Source organism: Amorphus suaedae, from assembly GCF_053629675.1.
On sequence record NZ_JBRJIT010000001.1, the window covers coordinates 455084 to 470469 of the forward strand.

Sequence of the window (15386 nt, forward strand, 5' to 3'; positions counted from 1 at the left end):
TCAGGATCCGAACATGAGCGACGCCGGCAAATCAGCTGAGCCGCGAAGGGCGCGCGGCCAGCGGCGTGGACTGCTCGCCGACGGTCTCGCCACGGTCATGACGCTGACTGCGGTGCTCTACGCGCTCGACCTTCCGCAGATGCTGGGCTACGCGCCCTTCACCGAGCAGTATGTCGCGGTCATCCTGTCCTTCGTGCTGCCGCTCGCCTACCTGTCGCAGCCACGGTTCCAGGGGCATCTGGTCTGGATCGATCGGGCGGCGGCGCTCGCCGGGTTCCTCGCCTGCTGGTATGTGGCCGCCCGCTATCCCGTCTTTGTCAACGAGCTCGTCTACAAGCCGCTCGACGGAGTGATCGTCGCGAGCCTCATCGTCGTGCTGATGGTCGAGGCGGTGCGTCGCACGACCGGGCTTGGTCTGACGATCATCGTCGTCGTCTTCATCCTCTATGCGATGGTCGGCCATCTCGTGCCGATCGGCATGTCGCGCCAGATCCTGCCCGATCGGCTGATGATCTATCTGGCGATGGACACCAACGCGATGATCGGTCTGCCGCTGCTGGTGGCGACGACCGTCGTCTACGCCTTCATTTTCATGGGCACGGTGCTGGCCCGCTGCGGCGGTGGCGATTTCTTCAACGATCTGGCCCTGGCACTGGTCGGCCGCACCCGCGGCGGATCGGCCAAGATCGCCGTGGTCTCCTCGTTCATGTTCGGCAGCGTTTCCGGCAGCGCGGTGGCAAACGTCGTGGCCTCTGGTGTGGTGACCATCCCGCTCATGAAGCGCGCCGGCTATCGCGCCCACATGGCGGCGGCGATCGAGGCGCTTGCCTCCACCGGCGGTCAGCTGGCGCCGCCCATCATGGGCGCGGCCGCGTTCCTCATGGCCGAGTTTCTGCGCATCCCGTATTCCACGGTCGTGCTGGCGGCCGTGATCCCGACGGGCCTCTATTATCTGGCGCTGTTCTTCTACATCGACCTGGAGGCAGCCGAGCGCGGCCATCATCTGCCGCAAGATCTCGAAATTCCGAGGCCGCTCGCCGTGCTGCGCGATGGCTGGCACTTCATCGTTCCCTTCGCCGTGCTCATCTACACGCTGTTCTGGCTCAACTGGCGCCCGGAGCTTGCGGCGCTGGCCGGTGCCGGCTCGCTGCTCTTCCTGTCGACGGTCCTGTCCTATCGCGGGCGGCGCACCGGCCTCTTCGACATTTTCCCGATACTCCGCGACACGGGATACGGCGTGATCGAGGTGCTTGTCATTTCGGCCGCGGCCGGGTTCGTGATCGGCGTCCTCAACATTTCCGGCCTCGCCTTCTCGCTGACCCTGATGCTGGTCCAGATGGCGGAGGGCAGCCTCCTCATCCTGCTTGCGGCGGGGGCCATCGTCAGCATCGTGCTCGGCATGGGCATGCCGACGGTGGGCGTCTACGTGCTGCTTGCGAGCCTGATCGGGCCGGCCCTCGTGGAAGCGGGCATCAACCCCATCGCGGCGCACATGTTCCTGCTCTACTACGGCATGCTGTCGATGATCACGCCGCCGGTCGCGCTCGCAAGCTTCACCGCGGCGTCGCTGGCGGGAGCCGATGCCTGGAAGACCGGCTGGCAGGCGATCCGGATGGGCTGGATCGCCTATCTGGTGCCGTTCATGATCGTGTTCGAGCCTGGCCTGGTGATGCAGGCTCCGCTTCCCGTCATCGTCTGGCACACGGTCGCGTCGCTGGCCGGTGTCTGCTTCGTGACGGCGGCCATGCGCGGCTTCTTCGCACGCCGGCTCGGTATCCTTGAACGCATCGCCTTGGCGGTCAGCGGACTGGTCGCGGTCCTGCCGGTCCACTCCCTGATCGGCATCGACTACGTGAGCAACGTCGCTGCGCTCCTTGTCGGCCTGGCCATCATCGGCTGGGCCTATCACTCCCGGCGGACCAGGGGACGCCTCGCGTCCGGCTCCGAGCAGGCGACCTCATGACCGACCCCCGACCGACCGAAATGACCGCCAGGGAAGACAACTCCGCCAAGCCGCACGTCCTGATCGTCGGTTGCGGCGCAATGGGCGGTCTTTTCGCAGGTCATCTCTCGCGGGTCGCCCACGTTGTCGGGCTGGACACCAACGAGGAACACCTTGCTGCCATCCGCAGCGAGGGGCTCAGGATCGTGAAGGGCAAGGAGGAATGGACGGCGCGCTTCGACGTTACCAGCGATCCCGGCGCGCTCGCCGGGCGCCGCTTCGATGCGGTTCTGTTCATGGTCAAATCCGGAGCAACAGGCCCGGCCGCGCGCTCGTTGTTGCCCGTGTTGCAGAGCCGGCCGGTGCTGATCACGCTGCAGAACGGCATGGGCAACGCCGAGGTGCTGACCGAGCTGACGGCTGACGCGCCGGTCGGCCGTGGCGTCACGATGGAGGCGGGCCGGTATCTGGCGCCCGGCGTCGTGGAGCACCTTATCCACGGCCAGCGGACATGGATCGGACCGGTGCGTGGCGCCCTGGATGCCTTTTTCCCGTTTGCCGAGGCACTCACCGCCGGGGGGCTGAGCGCCGACGTCATCGACGACCCGATGGGAGCGGTGTGGTCCAAGTTCCTGTTCAATGCGGTGATGAACCCGGTCGGCGCCCTGGTCGGTGGCTACAACCCGGCCCGCTACGAGGTGGCGGAGGTGCGGGCGCTGATCGATGATCTGGCCGCGGAGGGAACGGCGGTGATCGAGGCGCTAGGCGGACGTTTCGCCTTTGATCCCATGGCCTTCGTGAAGAAGGTGCGCTCGGGCGAGGTGCCGCTGTCCTCTCATTGCGGTTCGATGGCGCTCGACATCGCTCGCGGGGCACCGACCGAGATCGAGGAACTGACGGGCTTTCTGGTGCGCGAGGGCGATCGCCTGAGCGTTCCCGTCGAGGCATGCCGCACGGTGTATCGTCTGGTGAAGGGCCTCGAGTTCGCCGCCATGCATGATGCCCGCAGGCAATCGTCATCGACGCAGGCCATGTAGGCGCGCAGTCGCCTCAGCCGCGGCAGGCCTGAACAGGCCCTCGATCCATCTGATTGCGTAAGCGGGACGTCACCAGGGCTCGTTGGCGCTTGATCGGCGGTCAGAACGCGCCCGCTGCCAAGTGTCGCGCACCGCGTCCACCGGGATCGCCCGGCGTTGTTGACCGCGATCATTGGGGTCATAGCTACGAGACCGCGCAGTCGACTCGGTCTCTCTCCCGGAGCCGGGTCGCGAGACGGAAGGACAGATCCATGACGCAATCCAGCACCCGCAATCGCAAGTTCGTCCTGGCCCAGCGCCCGAAGGGGGAGCCGGACGCCGACACCCTGCACCTGGAGACCGAGGACCTGCCGACCGCCGGCAAGGGCCAGATGCTGCTTCGCAACGAGTTCCTCTCCCTTGACCCGTACATGCGCGGGCGGATGAGCGACGCGCCGTCCTACGCGCCGCCGGTCGAGATCGGCGCGGTCATGGTCGGCGGAACGGTGGCGCAGGTGCTGACCTCGGACGTCGACGGGTTCGAGAAAGACGACTGGGTCGTCGCGTTCGGCGGCTGGCAGGATTACGCGGTGTCGGACGGGACCGGGGTGATCAACCTCGGAAAGAGCCCGAAGAACCCGTCCTGGGCGCTGGGCGTGCTGGGGATGCCGGGCCTGACCGCGTGGTCGGGGCTGACCCAGATCGGTCAGCCGAAGGCCGGCGAGACGCTCGTCGTCGCGGCCGCCAGCGGTCCGGTCGGCGCGACCGTCGGCCAGATCGGCAAGATCCTCGGGCTGCGCGTCGTGGGTGTCGCCGGCGGGCCCGCGAAGTGCGCCCATGTGGTCGACACCCTCGGCTTCGACGCCTGCATCGATCACAAGGCCGATGGCTTTCCGGCCGCGCTGAAAGAGGCCGTCCCGGACGGGATCGACATCTATTTCGAGAATGTCGGCGGCGCGGTCTTCGACGCGGTGATGCCGCTGCTCAACACCTCGGCGCGCATTCCGGTCTGCGGGATCGTCTCGCAGTACAACGCCACCTCGCTGCCGGAGGGGCCGGACCGCCTGAACCAGCTCCTGGGCATGATCCTGCGCAAGCGGATGACCGTGCGGGGCTTCATCGTCTTCAACGACTTCGGCCACCTCTATCCGGAATTCGCCAGCCAGATGGGCGCGTGGGTGGCCGACGGAAAGGTTCGGTACCGCGAGGAGATCATCGAGGGGCTGGAACAGGCGCCCGCCGCCCTCGTCGGCCTCCTGAAGGGCGAGTCGTTCGGCAAGCGCGTCGTCAGGCTGAGCGCCTGACGAAGGGCAATCAGCAGCCAATTGCCGATCAGGCCCGCCGGAGGCGCCTGATCGGGGAGGGCTCTAGGACTGGACGTCCTTCACGATCCGGAAGCCGATGTGGTTGGTCCCGAGGCTCAGCTCGGCCGGTTGGCGGGCAGAGGGGCGGTAGCGCTGGCAGTAGGACGGCGCGCACAGCCACGATCCGCCCTTGACCACCCGGCGGGGCCCGGTCGCGGGGGAGCTGAAGCGGGCCGCGACGACGGCGTCCGGACCCTGGGGATCGACCTTCGGCCCCGGGACATGTCCCGGCACCCAATAGTCGCCGACGTACTCCCAGACGTTGCCGATCATGTCGTAGAGCCCGTAGCCGTTGGGCGCGAACGACGCCGCGGGGGCCGTCCCGTGATGGCCGTCCTCGGCCATGTCGACGCTCGGGAAGAGCCCCTGCCAGGTGTTGGCCTTCCAGGCCTCGCCGGGGGCCTGATAGGTCTGGCCCCAGGCGTAGTCCGCCGCGTCGAGCCCGCCGCGTGCGGCGAATTCCCATTCCGCCTCGGTCGGCAGGCGTCCGCCGGCCCATGCGGCATAGGCCGCGGCGTCCTCCGGCGAGACCTGAACCACCGGATGGTGGCCAAGACCCTCGATCGAGCTGTCGGGACCCGTCGGATGCCGCCAGTCGGCACCGGTGACGTAGCGCCACCAGGCGTTGGGATCGGCAAGGCTGACGCGTTCCGACGGCTGCGCGAAGACCATCGAGCCCGGCCGTCGCAGTTCCTCGGGAACGTCGGGGTACTTCTCAGGATCCAGACCCTGTTCGGCGGTGGTGACGTAGCCGGTCGCCGCCACGAAGGCGGCGAACTGGTCGTTGGTGACCTCCGTCGTCGAGATGGCGAACGGGCCGACCGTCACCTTCTCCGCCGGACCTTCCTCCGGGTAGAAGCGCTCCGATCCCATCATGAACGATCCGCCGGGGAGATCGACGAAGGCGCCATCGGATTGCGCGAGCGCGCCGGAGGCGGCGAGGGCGCCCGCCGCGACGGTGATGAAGGCGGCCAGAGAGGCCTGTCTGAGCAACATGGTCCGAAGTCCGTTCTGTGAGCGGCGTCTACCGGGGAAACAGCAACGTCGCCATGAACTGGCCCTGCCATTCGGGCGCGGTGTCCGGGCGAAGCGCATTGTAATAGAGGTTCGCCGTCAGTTTCACCGGGGTCTTGCCGAACTTGGTCAGCTTCGAGATCCCGCCACCGACGGGAAGAGTGACCTTTTCGTCGTCGCTGGTCCAGTCGACGCTGATGACCGGTCCGGTCTGGAGCGACCAGCCGTCCTTCATGTTGAAGTTCAGGAAGGGCTGGACGACGAGCTGGTTGACGTCGGGCGCGTCGGTCGGGCCGGCGAAGGACCACTGATTGAACGCGAGAAAGCCGTAGCTGAACGGCGCCTTCGAGATGAACGCGACGAACGCCGGGCCGGCGGCATAGGTCCGCGATCCCAGGTCGTCGCCCGTATGGGTGGGCACCGTGACGGCGGAGCCGAAGCCCCAGGTGATCGCCCCCAGCCCCGTATCAAGCGGCTTCGAGGGAGAGACGAACGTTTCAAGCAGCAGGTCGCCCAGACCGTTCTCGCGGTTGTCGCCCGGCAGGGCGCCGGGCGCCGAGATCAGCGGCAGGATCGGCCGGAAGATCACGTTCCAGCGCTCGTTGAAGGAGACCGGGATCACGGGCTGGATGTTGAGCACGCTGAGCGGCTTGTCGAGGCCACCGCCCCAGTAGAGGTTTTCCTGGAACGGCACCGACACCATCGCCGCGATGGGGTTCTGCGCCGCGACCTGGAGGTCCTGGGCGGATGATCCGCCGGCGTCGTCCGCCTGGACGGCCGAGAGGATCCCGCCGACCGGGCCGAGCAGGAGGCAGGCGAGTGCACACGGAAGCGCTCTGGTCGTCATGGTGCGACGCTCCCGCCGGTCAGTTCGCGGACTTGGGAAAGATCGTCTTCCAGTCCGACTTCATGTCGACGAGCGTCCATCCGTTGGCGCTTGCCGCGTCGAGCCCCTTGTCGAGCTGTCCGACGTCCGACTTGCGATCGTAGGCCCATTCCCGCGCGGCGTCGGTGTGGTGCACGAAGGCGCAGAAGCTCGGCCCCTCCGGAAGGCAGGTGTACTGCAGCATCTCCAGGTCGCCGTCGGAGTTGCCGAAGGCAAGGATCGGCACCTGGCCGATGTGCATCTGGATGCCGACCGGCTTGCCCGGTCCGTCGTCGACGAAGTCGATCTCCGGAAGCTTCACCAGCACCGGCCCCGCGCCGTCCTGGTTCTCGAACTTCAGCTTGCCGCTGCTGCCCACCACCTGCGCCGGCGGGATGCCGTAGAGCTGCTCGCTGAACACCCGCATGAAATCGATGCCGCCGCCGGAAACGATGAACGTCTGGAAGCCGTTCTCCCGCAGGTAGCCGAGCAGCTCGACCATCGGCTGGTAGGCCATCTCGGCGAAGGGACGTTTCGTTTCGGGGTTCTCGGCTGTCGAGAACCACTCGGCGACGGTTTGCGCGAAGGCGTCGGTCGTCATGCCGGAGTGGGTGGCCGCGATGATCTCGGCGACGGCGTGCTTGCCGCCCGAAAGCGCCCCCTTGAGGTCGCCTTTGAGGATCGAGGCATAGGGCTCCTGGCTCTGCCACTCCGGATGGTCGGGGGCGAGGGCCTTGATGCGGTCGAGCGCAAAGAAGAGCTGCACGTAGGCCGGCTTCTCGGCCCAAAGCGTGCCGTCATTGTCGAAGACCGCGATGCGTTCCGGCCTGGAGACGAAATCGGGCCCGCCGTCCGTCGTCACGGCGGTCACGAAGTCGATGATGGCGCTCTTGGTCGGTCCGTCGTTCCAGGAGGGAAGCGGATCGTCCTGGGCACAGACCGGTCCGGCCACGAGAAGAAGCGCGCATATCGCGACGCCACGCGCCGCACCGAGGAAGTTCGCCATGGTGTCGTCTCCGCCATTCAGACTGCTGAGCCGCCCTGGGGCCGGGGGCTCCGGTTGTCGGACGATGAAGCCGGGCCCGCGAAAGCGGGTCCGGCCTCGGTCGCGGATGCGTCGGAGCTCAGTTGCCCGTCGGCAGGCCGAGGTTGACGCCCTGCTTTTCGAGCGCATTCCGGACCCACTCGTAGCGCTGGTAGTCGGTGATGGTGATCGGACCGGTGTAGACGTCGCTCTGCAGCTTGCGCGGCGGATACTGGACGTAGGTCTTCACCTTCTTCGCGACCGCCTCGTTGGCCACCGGCAGGGTCCAGGTGGCCTCGGTGAAGGTGGTCATGAAGATGTCGTAGCGCTCCTGGGGATCGGACAGCAGATTGAAGATCTGCGGAACCGTGGCCACGTACTTCTCCGCGCCCTTCCAGCCGAGATTGGTGTCGACAGCCAGGCCGCCGGTGGCCGCGCCGTCGTCGCCGCGCAGGTTGAAGACGTACTTGAACTGGCCGACGCGCACGGCGCCCGGGGACAGCTCGTCTTCGGTGAAGTAGAACCACTCCTTGCGCGGATCTTCACCGGTGCCTTCGAAGACGGGCGTCAGATCGAAGCTGTCGAAGATGATCGGCTGACCTTCGCGGTCCTCGGTCGGCAGCTTCTCGCCGGCGACGGAGGCGAACGTCGCCATCAGGTCGAGACCGCCGGTGATGTCGCTGCTGACGACGCCTTCCTTCACATGACCGGGCCAGCGGACGATCGCCGGGACGCGGTTGCCGCCTTCACGAACGGTCCCCTTGGTGCCGCGGAACGGGGTGTAGCCGGAGTCCGGATAGACGTCCTGCCAGGCACCGTTGTCCACGGTGTAGAAGACCAGCGTGTTGTCGGCGAGACCCAGTTCGTCGAGCTTCTTGAGAACCTCACCCACTCGTGTGTCGAGCTCGATGACCGCATCGGCGTAGTCGGTCTTGGTGACCGACTTGCCCTCGAACTCAGGCGCCGGGATGTTGGGCTGGTGGTTCTTCATGAAGTTGATGTTGATGAAGAACGGCGTATCGGGGTTCTTTGCCGCGTCCTCCAGGAACTCCATGCCCGCCTGCTCGACGTACTTGTCGAGGTAGGGGATGCCGACGACGCCCTTTTCGGGGGTGTCGACATATTCGCCGTTGACCTTGAAGTCCTCCTTGGGCGCTTCGCCGGCCTTGCCGGAGAGCGCGCCGCGAGTGGCCTTCTGGAACATCTCGCGCTGTTCCTCCGACATGGCCTTGTGCCATTTCGGGTCGGTGTAGGTGTAGGCGTTGAGATGGTAGAGGAAGGCGTACTTCATCTCGTCGTAGCCATGGGCGTTCGGCAGCGCGTAGTCCGCTTCGCCCAGATGCCACTTGCCGGTGAAGTAGGTCTTGTAGCCGGCGTTCTTGAGCACCGAGCCGAGCGTCCATTCCGCCTTCGGCAGGCCGCCGCCCTGGCCCTGGAAGGCCACCGTCGTCATGCCCGAGCGATTCGGGATGCGGCCGGTCTGAATGGCCGCGCGACCGGGCGTGCAGCTCGGCTGACCGTAGAAGTCGGTGAAGGTCATGCCTTCCGCCGCCAGCTTATCGAAGTTCGGCGTCGGCATGCCGCGGGCGGCGCCACCGAGATAGGGGCCGAGGTCACCCCAGCCAGTATCGTCAGACACGATCAGCAGGATGTTCGGCTTCTTGGCGGTCGTCTCGCTCGTGGCCGTCTGCGCCCATGCGGGCCCAGACGCCGCGAGTGCTGCCACGGCAGCAACCCAAATCAACTTCATCAGACGTCTCCTTTTGGTTGGCTCGAAATCGGCGTCGGTCAGCCTGGTGGGTTCCCAGACCGTCCGACGATGTGAAGGACCGGTCGGCGGCGATGGTCGTGGTTCCCGGAGAGGGAGCCGGCCGTCGCGGCGCATCGCCCTGCGCGTTGTGGCTGCGGAATTGGACGTTCAGCCTTCAAGGCGCTGGACCTTCGCAGCGTCCGCTGGCTGCCGCCGTATGAGGTGGTTGAAGCGATGGATTTATTAGCCGGCTACAGCCGCTCTGCGGGCAATGCGCCGCCGCCTGAATCCTGCTCGCGGTGAATCGTTTCCCCCATCGCGACGCAGCAATCCGCTCCGCCGACCATTCTCTTGCTTGCTTCCGGCCACACAATCGCCAAGAGTTCGATCGGGTTCTTGATATTTTGCGTCAGTTGGCGGGGACGTTGATGCGATATCCGGGGGCGGTGGCCCTGACACGGGCCGCCGGGATGGGCGCGCTGCCGGACATGCTCGAAGCGCGTCTCGGCGAGCCCGCGCTCCTCAGGACGATCGAAGGTGAGGGCCTTCCAATCGCGATCCTGGGGGCGCTGCATACGCCGATCCCCGTTCACGCGATGATGCGGATCTTTGCCCGCGCCGGTCGCCTGCTCGGCGATCGCACCTTCGGTCTGGAGGTCGGGCAGCAGATGACCCACCGCGGCTTCGGGCTGTGGGTCGAGCACAACATCCAGGCGGCTACCCTCGGCGAGGCGTTGCGCCGGAACGTGGCGACCGTCTGGTCACACCAGACGCACTGCCAGCTGGAGCTGATCCAGCTGGAGGACCACGTTCTCTGGCAGTATCGCCCGCCGGTCCTCAGCGCGATCAACGCGCAACACAGCGACCACATCGTTCCGACCATGCTGGATTTCGTGCGCTGCTATCTCGGGCGCGGCTGGCATCCGGACTGGATCGAGATGAACTATCGGCGCGATCCCGGTGCGGCGCAGGTGGAGGAATGGCTCAAGGTCCCGGTGCACTACGGCTGCGACGGTCTCGGCGTCGCTATCCGCCGCAAGGACCTCGCCCACCGGCGCGAGGCTTCGCTGTCAGACTTCAACCGCGTCGTGACCCTGCGGGAGATAGTGGCGGACGTCGTCCTCAAACAGGCGCCCGAGCCGGCCCGTTCGCTGTCCGCGGTCGTGGCACTCCGTCTCCTCGACGGGCAGAGCGACATCGAGGGGACGGCCCGGCTTGCCGGCATGAGCGTCCAGGGGCTGCAGCGCCGGCTCCGCGAGAAGGGCTTCACCTACCGGGAAATCGTCGACTCCGCGCGCCTGAACCGGGCGATCCGGTTGCTGGGCGAGACGGATCTCGCGATCGTCGATGTCGCCCTGTCGCTCGGCTACGAGGATCATGCCAGCTTCACGCGGGCGTTCCGTCGCTGGACGGGGGCCTCGCCTATGGAATTCCGGCGGCGAAGCCGCGTGCCGGAGCGGGCAGCGACGTAAAATGTTAAGCCGGAGGGCCGGACGTTCTGTAGACGATCTACCGTGTGAGAGGCTGCCGACCCCGGCGCCGACGCTGCCGTCGGCACATGGGTCTTCGGGCGGCCCGGTGCTCCGCCAACAGCGCTTCCGCCTGCAGAGAAGACCCGGCCGATCCAGCCCCCGCCTGGGGATGGATGGTCCCGGGCCGACGGGGATGGAGTGCCGGAGCGCTGCAACGGCTTCGGCTTTTGGCGCTTAGGGGGCGCTGCGAAACTATGCGATCGAACGCACGTGGGTGGAATCGTCTCGTCCTTGCCTTCGGCCTGTTGGGACTCGCGCTCGCGATGTCGCCTTCGGCCGCGGGGGCGGCGGAAAGCAGCGGCTCCAACAGCGCCAGCGCCAGCGGCCCGTCGGCAGTTGCCCAGGAGCTCGCGCCGCTGACGGTGGAGGAGCGGTCCGCTCTGATCGGCAAGATGACCGACTCCCAAGCGCGCGACCTGCTGCTCTACTACCTCTCCGAAAACGCCCCCGCCACGAGCCCTGCCGCCAGCGGCAGCACGGCGGCCGTCTCGATGAGGGCACTTCAGCAGAAGGGCACCGCAATCCGGGAGAACCTGGGCGCGGTCCTGTCCAGGTTCGACGGCCTGATCGGCGACTATGTCGGGCACATGGAACAGAAGCTCCGAATCGGCGTCGGATCGGGCGGACTGCTCCTGGTGTTCGGGACGATCCTCGGCCTGTCGCTGGCGGGCGGCCTCGTCGAGTACCTGTACCGCTATCTCACCCGCGCCATGGTCGCCCGGTACGAGGCGGCTCCCATTCGCACGGTGCGCCAGAAGCTTTCCCGCGCGTTCGGCCAGTTCCTCCACGGGATCGGGGCGATCGCCGCGTTCGCCGGCGGGTTCATCGGTGTCTTCTTCGCGGTCTGGGCCGGAGACGTGGCCCGTCGCGACTTCCTGATCGTCGTCCTGCTGGCGATCCTGATCACCCGGGTATCGGTGGCGGTGGTCCGCTTCATCTTCCTGCCGAACCATCCGGCGTGGCGCATCATGCCCGTCGACGACGAGGCCGCCGCCCATTTCGTGCGCGGTACGCGCCGTCAGGTCACCCTCGGCATCGCCCTCCTGCTCCTCGGCACGCTTGGCAAGATGTGGGGGGTCGACCACGACACCTGGCGGCTCGGCGCGCTGTTGAGCGCCGTCATCTTCGCCCTCAGCTACTGCGTCTTCCTTTGGCGCTACCGGCGCCACGCGTTGCGCACCGTCCGTGCCGCCCTGGGCGAGGGGACCGTCCCTCGCTGGGCAGAAGGCGCGGCCGGGTGGACCTGGTACGCGCTGGCGGTGGGCTACGTTGTGGCGGCGTTCCTGATCGGCATCTACAGCCTGCTTCTCGGCCTGCCGTACGATCCGCTCAGCGCGGCGCTCGGCTTCTTCATCCTGTTCGTCCTGAACCCCTATCTGACGGCCGTCCTGAAGATGCTGTTCTCCGTGGACGAGGAGACCATCGTCCATGAGGTCGCGCCGACCCACATCTACGTGACCGATCCCGACGACGGCGAGCAGGTGGAGGTGGCGGAGGAAGCGCCCAAGTCCGCCTCGCTCGCGGTCATGCGCGACAAGCGCGTGCTCGGGCGGGTGATCTCGATCGCCGTCCTCGTCGTCTCGATCGCCGTTTTCGCGCTGACGATCGGCGTCGACGTCTTCTCCTCGAGCCGGCAGTATCCGATCGCCCAGTACCTTCTGGGCGTGATGATGGACATCGGCCTGATCCTGCTGGTCGGCTACGTCTGCTGGTCGTTCATCGCGGCCTGGATCGATCGCAAGCTCGCCTCCGAGCAGGCGGCAAATGCCGCCCATGGCGATCACCATGACGAGGGGCCGGTGATCTCCGCCGGCTCGCGCCTGCAGACGATCTTGCCGATCTTCCGTCGCGCGGTGCAGATCATGCTCGCCGTCATCGTGGTGATGGTCGCGCTCTCCTCCATGGGGGTGAACATCGCCCCGCTGATCGCCGGCGCGGGCGTGTTCGGCCTTGCCGTCGGCTTCGGCGCGCAGACCCTGGTGAAGGACCTCATCTCCGGCATGTTCTTCCTGATGGACGACGCCTTCCGTATTGGCGAGTTCATCGAGGCGGGCGGGACCTCGGGTGCGGTCGAGCGCTTCAACGCCCGTTCGCTGGTCCTTCGCGGCACGCTGGGTGCGGTCTACACGATCCCATACGGCGACCTCGGCAAGGTCACCAACTTCAGCCGTGACTGGGTCATCATGAAGCTGCGCTTCCGGGTCCCGTACGACACCGACATCGACCAGGTGCGCAAGATCTTCAAGAAGATCGGTCAGGAGCTGCAGGCCGATCCGGACCTCGGCCCGGACTTCATCCAGCCTTTCAAGTCCCAGGGCGTCGTGCAGATGGACGATTCCGCCTTCATCGTCTCCGGCAAGTTCATGGCCAAGCCGACGAAGCAGTGGGGCATCCGCAAGGCGGTGTACCAGAAGGTCCAGAAGGCGTTCCGCGAGGCCGGCATCAACTTCGCCCCGAAGCGGGTCATCGTCGACATGCCCAATGCCGCCGAGATGGAGGATGCCGAGGGGAATCGCGGGGCCGACAGGGCGACGATGGCCCGAGCCGCCGCGGCGGCCGTCTCGGAGGACACGCCCGAAAAAGGCAAGGCGTAGGCGTCCGGGATCGTCGGGAATTGCAGGCCGCGTGCCAGCGGCCTGCAGCGAAGCGTCCGGCCATCCGGGCCCACACGGTCAGAAGAAACTGCCTTGCGGCGGTTCGGCGTTGTCTTGGCCCGAGCCGCCCGGCCCCGCGACATTTCCGGCCGCTCCCCGTTCGCCTCGGTGACTGGAACCGGGGACTGGAGGCGAGGGGAGGAGGGGCATCGGCGCTTGCCTTCTCCGTCCCCGCCAGCGTACGTTCGGACGAACGGCTTTGGAAACGGTGGTTGGCCGCGCCAAACGCTTAGAAGGTAGTAGCATGAGTTCGAGTGAACGCTCCGATCTGGCGAATGACTCGCCTGTTCCTGGCAAGAAGACCTGGATCGCTCCGGAAATCCGTGACCAGAGCATTGAGAGCGTCACTCAGGCCAAGTCCTTCAGCCCGAGTGAATCGAGCCCCAACACCGGCCCCGTGTCGTAACTCTGGATCATCTGGTGAGCGCTTCGCGATTCTCTTGATGTCCTGAGCAGCTGTTGTTTCATTATTGCGTCTGCGGCCTGTCCGTTGCGTCGGATTTCGCTCTTCCTGGGATGCTGATCGCAGCCGAGAGCGTGTCCCGCGCCGATGTGCGTGTTCGGCGTGGCGCGACGCCAGCCGAACTCGACACGGCGCAGCGCGTCGGGCCGATGTGGCAGCTCGACGACACGTCGTTTCTGTTTCAGGTTCCGCAGGTCGCCCGCTTCCTCGTCACGGAGGGACGCGAGGTCGTCGTCGACCTGGATGAACTGTCGACAACGGTCGACGCCGCGCCCTTCCTGCTGGGCACCGCCTTCGGGGTCCTGCTTCACCAGCGCCGACAGCTTGTCCTGCACGCCGCCACCGTCACTTGCCGGGGCAGGGGTGTGGCCTTGTGTGGCGTTACGGGCGCCGGAAAATCGACTCTCGCGGCGGCGCTTTGCCAGGCGGGGTGCGATTTCGTCGGTGACGATGTCGCCGCCGTCCACTTCGATGAGGGCGGCGTTCCGGCCGTTCTTCCGGATGGGCATCAGCATCGGTTGTGGATGGACGCGGCCGAACGGCTAGCGTTGACCGACCGTCTGGGGCCGCCGGTTCGACCCGGCATGAAGAAATTCCACGTCGATCCGACACGGCTGGCGACGCCAGGACCCGCGCCGCTCGGCGCAATTTTCATACTCCGGACGGCGGCTGCGTCCCGCCTGGTTGAGGTGGGGCCTGCCGATGCCGCCGCGTTGCTGCGCGACGAGGTCTACCGCTCGCGACCGGCCAGCCATCTGGGACGCGACGCCGATCTGTTCCGTCAGATCGCTGGGCTGATCGGTCAGGTTCGGGTTTTCCTGTTCGAGCGTGCCATGGATTTCAGCCTGCTGCACGACACCGTCGCTGCCGTGCTGGCGAAGCTCGACGAGGACGCATGACACCGCCCGAAGGCAGGATCGTCTGGCTCGCCTCCTATCCGAAATCGGGCAACACGTGGCTCCGCTTCCTGATCGCCAACTATCTTGCCGACGACGCGGCACCGATCGCCATCAACCGGATCAACCTGAACAGTCCCTATCCGGTCATGAAGGACTTTCTGGAAGATGAGACCTTCATTGATGCGGACCTTCTGAGGCTTGACGAAGCGAATATGGTCCGGGCCAGCGTCATGGCGGATTTCGTCAAGCGATGCGACACGGTCAATTGCATCAAGGTTCATGACAGGCGCGACGTCTGCGCGAATGGCGCGCCTCTCCTCGGGCGGGGAGCGGCCTGGTCGGGCCTGTATATCGTCCGCGATCCGCGCGACGTGGCGGTCTCGATGCGCTTTCACAACAACACGATGTTCGATGGCGCGATCAGGATGCTGAACGATCCGGACAACATCATCGGGTGGAGCCGCGACGGTCGCCACCATCATGTGCCGCAACGGGTTGGCGATTGGAGCGCCCACGTCGCAAGCTGGATCGACCAATCGGATTTTCCCGTCCATGTCCTGCGATACGAGGATCTGCAAGCCGATCCGGTCGGAGTTTTTGGCGCGGCTGTCGCCTTTGTCGGTCTCGAGGTTCAGTTTGAACGGGTGGAGCGCGCCGTTCGCTTCGCCGACTTTCGCGAGTTGCAACGCCAGGAGAGCCAGTCCGGCTTTTTCGAACGTCCATCCAACTCAGCCGCGCCATTCTTCCGGTCGGGTCGGGGAGGGGCCTGGGCCGAGGTCTTGACCAGGGCGCAGAGCGACGCGATCGCCACCGCGCATCGCCCGATGATGGAACGGTTCGGGTACCTCTCGTAGCCGCACAGA

Annotated in this window: 12 protein-coding genes; 7 read left to right on the top strand and 5 right to left on the bottom strand. The window is 66.4% G+C overall.

Annotated elements, in window-relative coordinates; all coding sequences use genetic code 11:
- Nucleotides 1-13: 13 nt before the first annotated feature.
- The 3 genes from AB7M35_RS02070 to AB7M35_RS02080 all read left to right on the top strand — a co-directional run bounded on the left by AB7M35_RS02070 (nucleotide 14) and on the right by AB7M35_RS02080 (nucleotide 4262).
- Nucleotides 14-1963 carry a TRAP transporter permease gene (locus tag AB7M35_RS02070; protein WP_453956846.1) on the top strand — a complete coding sequence of 650 codons (1950 nt, stop codon included), beginning with the start codon at nucleotides 14-16 and terminating at the stop codon, nucleotides 1961-1963.
- On the top strand, nucleotides 1960-2979 hold the full coding sequence (locus AB7M35_RS02075; protein ID WP_453956847.1) for a ketopantoate reductase family protein: 1020 nt from the start codon (nucleotides 1960-1962) through the stop codon (nucleotides 2977-2979). Before AB7M35_RS02070 ends, AB7M35_RS02075 begins: the two co-directional genes overlap by 4 nt.
- Before the next feature lie 251 nt (nucleotides 2980-3230).
- Nucleotides 3231-4262 (top strand): NADP-dependent oxidoreductase, encoded by a 1032-nt coding sequence (locus AB7M35_RS02080; protein WP_453956849.1) that lies wholly within the window; start codon nucleotides 3231-3233, stop codon nucleotides 4260-4262.
- 63 nt (nucleotides 4263-4325) lie between these two features.
- Here the strand turns inward: AB7M35_RS02080 and AB7M35_RS02085 are convergent, their stop codons facing one another.
- The 4 genes from AB7M35_RS02085 to AB7M35_RS02100 all read right to left on the bottom strand — a co-directional run bounded on the left by AB7M35_RS02085 (nucleotide 4326) and on the right by AB7M35_RS02100 (nucleotide 8975).
- The gene (locus AB7M35_RS02085) at nucleotides 4326-5318 is read right to left on the bottom strand and encodes a formylglycine-generating enzyme family protein (RefSeq protein ID WP_453956850.1); all 993 of its coding nucleotides are present in this window, start codon (nucleotides 5316-5318) and stop codon (nucleotides 4326-4328) included.
- A 28-nt stretch (nucleotides 5319-5346) separates the two neighbouring features.
- Nucleotides 5347-6183 carry a transporter gene (locus AB7M35_RS02090; RefSeq protein ID WP_453956852.1) on the bottom strand — a complete coding sequence of 279 codons (837 nt, stop codon included), beginning with the start codon at nucleotides 6181-6183 and terminating at the stop codon, nucleotides 5347-5349.
- A 19-nt stretch (nucleotides 6184-6202) separates the two neighbouring features.
- The gene (locus AB7M35_RS02095; protein ID WP_453956854.1) at nucleotides 6203-7207 is read right to left on the bottom strand and encodes an HAD family hydrolase; all 1005 of its coding nucleotides are present in this window, start codon (nucleotides 7205-7207) and stop codon (nucleotides 6203-6205) included.
- A gap of 118 nt (nucleotides 7208-7325) precedes the next feature.
- Nucleotides 7326-8975 carry an arylsulfatase gene (locus tag AB7M35_RS02100; protein WP_453956856.1) on the bottom strand — a complete coding sequence of 550 codons (1650 nt, stop codon included), beginning with the start codon at nucleotides 8973-8975 and terminating at the stop codon, nucleotides 7326-7328.
- Between the two features lie 470 nt (nucleotides 8976-9445).
- Here AB7M35_RS02100 and AB7M35_RS02105 point away from each other — a divergent pair, with 470 nt between their 5' ends.
- Nucleotides 9446-10447 (top strand): helix-turn-helix domain-containing protein, encoded by a 1002-nt coding sequence (locus AB7M35_RS02105; protein ID WP_453956858.1) that lies wholly within the window; start codon nucleotides 9446-9448, stop codon nucleotides 10445-10447.
- Between the two features lie 323 nt (nucleotides 10448-10770).
- Entirely contained in the window at nucleotides 10771-13101 is a 2331-nt protein-coding gene (locus AB7M35_RS02110) for a mechanosensitive ion channel family protein (RefSeq protein ID WP_453956860.1), read from the top strand.
- A gap of 408 nt (nucleotides 13102-13509) precedes the next feature.
- Here the strand turns inward: AB7M35_RS02110 and AB7M35_RS02115 are convergent, their stop codons facing one another.
- The gene (locus AB7M35_RS02115) at nucleotides 13510-14139 is read right to left on the bottom strand and encodes a hypothetical protein (protein WP_453956862.1); all 630 of its coding nucleotides are present in this window, start codon (nucleotides 14137-14139) and stop codon (nucleotides 13510-13512) included.
- A 9-nt stretch (nucleotides 14140-14148) separates the two neighbouring features.
- Between AB7M35_RS02115 and AB7M35_RS02120 the strand changes: the two genes are divergently transcribed.
- Nucleotides 14149-14523: a hypothetical protein gene (locus AB7M35_RS02120; protein ID WP_453956863.1), complete on the top strand. Its 375-nt coding sequence runs from the start codon at nucleotides 14149-14151 to the stop codon at nucleotides 14521-14523.
- Nucleotides 14520-15377, top strand: coding sequence for a sulfotransferase domain-containing protein (locus AB7M35_RS02125; RefSeq protein ID WP_453956865.1), 858 nt, complete (start codon nucleotides 14520-14522; stop codon nucleotides 15375-15377). The genes AB7M35_RS02120 and AB7M35_RS02125 overlap by 4 nt, the downstream gene beginning before the upstream one ends.
- The last annotated feature ends 9 nt before the right edge of the window (nucleotides 15378-15386 follow it).